Below are 3,339 nucleotides of genomic sequence, written 5' to 3' on the forward strand. Positions count from 1 at the left end.
AAGACATGCAGCGCACATAGTGCGAAAAATTAAACAATAGTACGCCAAATACAAGCTCTCTTGTCATTTTAACCTGTACAGATTGGGAAGTTAAACAAATAACTTCAATACCATAATAGGAGTAACAGCGGAGGTTGTCAAGTAGTTTTTTATGCCGGAACTCTTGAACAAGTTTTTGTTCCTCCTGAGTAAATTAATGCTATTCTTTTATTACTGGTCTGAAGTTTTTTTATGTTCATACACTTGCGCGTTCACAGTGTTTATTCATTGCTTGAGAGTTCGGTCAAAATTGAGGAGCTAAGTAGCCTTTGCTTGCGGAATAAAATGCCAGCAGTTGCGATAACTGATTCAGGTAATTTATTTGGCTCACTCGAATTTGCAGAATATGCGGCAAGTAGAGGAGTACAGCCAATAATAGGATGCAATATTATAGTTCGACACTCAGAACAAAATCTACCCATATTGTTGCTTGCAAAAAACGAGCGAGGGTACGCTAATTTGGTCACTTTGGTGAGTGAGTCCTTTAGAAAGCGCGAAAATAGCAACGATATTCCTTACGTTGATTTTGATGAGCTATTAAATTTAAGTTCAGGCCTAATCGCCTTAACCGGTGGATATGACGGCATATTGGCTCAACTGTTGTTGAAGCAAGATAAAGAAACGATAAAAAGACTACTCTCAGCATTCAATGGTCATTTATATGTTGAATTGCAGCGTCATGGGCTTAGTAAAGAGTTGGAGCTCGAAGAAACCTTTATAGACTTTGCTTACCAGCACGATATACCGCTGGTTGCAACGAATGATGTATTTTTCCCCAACAGGTCTGACTATGAGGCTTATGATATATTAACGTGCATATCAGAAGGAAGTTATGCTCTTGAGAATAACAGAAAGAAGCTAACTACTGAGCATTATTTCAAATCTGTGGCGGAAATGGAGGAGCTATTCAGCGATATCCCTGAAGCGATTCATAATACCTCAGTAATAGCCAGACGGTGCTCTTATATGCCAAGAAGTAGGCAGCCTATTTTGCCTAAATTTCCTTGCCGAGAGAATAAAACTGAGAATGAAGAACTGAAGGAACAGGCAATTGCGGGGTTGGAACTTCGTGTTGCAAATGAAGCAGACATAAACCTTAAACAATACCACGATCGGCTAAATTACGAACTAAGCGTAATAACTTCAATGAACTACGCTGGCTACTTTTTGATAGTTTCTGATTTCATTCGTTGGAGCAAAGCAAATGGCATTCCAGTTGGTCCAGGAAGAGGTTCTGGTGCTGGATCAATTGTTGCTTGGGCGTTGCAAATTACGGATCTTGACCCGATAAAATTTGGTCTGATCTTTGAAAGATTTTTAAATCCTGATCGTATATCAATGCCTGACTTTGACATCGATTTTTGCCAGGAAAAGAGGGATTTGGTCATTGACTATGTTCGAAAGAAGTATGGTTATGTTGCTCAAATAATTACTTTTGGAAAATTACAGGCAAGAGCTGTACTGCGCGATGTTGGCAGGGTATTGCAGATGCCTTACACTCAGGTGGATAAAATATCTAAGATGGTTCCGTTTAACCCGGTAAACCCTGTAACTTTATCACAAGCGATAGAGCTTGACCAAAATCTGCAGAAAGAAAGGGATAGCGATGAAGTAATTGCAAAACTCCTTGATATCTCTCTTAAGCTTGAGGGAATATATCGTCACGTTTCAACTCATGCGGCTGGAATTGTGATATGCGATCAAAAGTTAGAAAATTTTGTTCCTGTTTGTTATGATCCAAATTCAGCTCTACCGATTACTCAATACAGCATGAAATATGTGGAGAAAGCTGGACTAATAAAGTTTGATTTTCTCGGACTTGGTACACTTACATTGATAGATCATGTTTGTCGCTTAATTAACCGTAATGAAAGAAAAATTGATATTTCCTTGGTTCCTTTAGATGATCAGAGAACCTATGAAATGCTCTCAAGAGGTGATTCAATTGGAGTGTTCCAGCTTGAAAGTTCGGGAATGAGAGAAGCTTTAATCAAACTAAAACCAGACTGTATTGAAGATATCATTGCTTTGATTTCTCTTTATCGTCCAGGGCCGATGGATAACATTCCAACTTATGTTGCAAGAAAGCACGGGCTTGAAAAGCCAGATTATATTCATCCATTACTCAAGGGAGTATTAAAAGAAACATTTGGAGTAATAATCTACCAAGAGCAGGTAATGGAAATAGCGCGTATTCTCTCTGGATATAGATTAGCTGAAGCAGATCTACTGAGACGTGCTATGGGTAAGAAAATCAAAGAAGAGATGGATAAACAACGCGAACTTTTCATCCAAGGAGCAACGAAAAATGGTGTTGATTATGATAGGGCAAGTTATATTTTTGACCTTGTTGCAAAATTTGCTGGTTACGGATTTAATAAATCTCATGCAGCCGCATATGCAGTGATATCTTACCAGACAGCTTACCTTAAAGCTAACTATCCGTTGGAATTTTTTACAGCCTTGATGAATCTGAATATTGATGACAGAGACAAACTGAATTTATTTTATCACGCTGCAAAATTCAGTGGAGTTTCTGTTCTTTCACCTGATATAAACAAATCTAAAGCTGAATTTTCAATAGAGGGTGAGCACATACGCTACGGCATTGCCGCTTTGCGTAATGTTGGTTTCTCTATAGCAGAAGGAATAGTGAACACACGTTCAAGCGCTTATAAGGACATATGGGAATTCATTCAAAATTCGGGACATATAATAAATAAAAGAGCACTAGAAAGCCTAATTAAGTCTGGAGCATGTGATGGTGTGCATCAAAACAGGAAGCAGCTATATGAGTCAATAGACACATTGATTTACTTTGCAAATAAAAATAGGCAGGATAAGGAATCGAATCAAGCTGTTTTATTTGGTAATCTTGATGTTCTCAAGCCGAAGCTTGAGGATGTAGAAGACTTCAATGAAGAGGAAAAGTTAGAACATGAGTTATTTTCGCTGGGATTTTACTTAACTAATCACCCACTTGAAAAATTTAGGGCCCTTTTGAGAAAATTAAATATTGGATTTATCGGAGAGAGTAAGACAACAAAAACTGCTGGTGTAATATTAAATGCACGTATGAGAACTTCGGAGCGCGGAAGATTTGTTATACTCACGCTTTCTGATCCCCATAATGTTTCTGAAATAGCATTCTATAATAACGAAATAATAGAGGAGAAAAGAAACTTATTTTCGCCCGGAACGTTTGCGATAATTGATCTTGAAGCTTCGGAGAATACGACAAGACTAGCAGGAAAGGATATATCTGAATTTACGGAAAGGATCACTTCTGTAATGAAGAGG

Annotated in this window: 1 protein-coding gene; it reads left to right on the top strand. The window is 38.0% G+C overall.

Annotated features, from left to right (window positions below):
• Positions 1-231: 231 nt before the first annotated feature.
• A partial coding sequence (gene dnaE / locus DM84_RS05440; protein ID WP_250778944.1) for a DNA polymerase III subunit alpha occupies positions 232-3,339 on the top strand: 3,108 nt, incomplete at its 3' end.

The organism is Wolbachia pipientis (genome assembly GCF_023661085.1).
Taxonomy (GTDB): Bacteria; Pseudomonadota; Alphaproteobacteria; order Rickettsiales; family Anaplasmataceae; genus Wolbachia.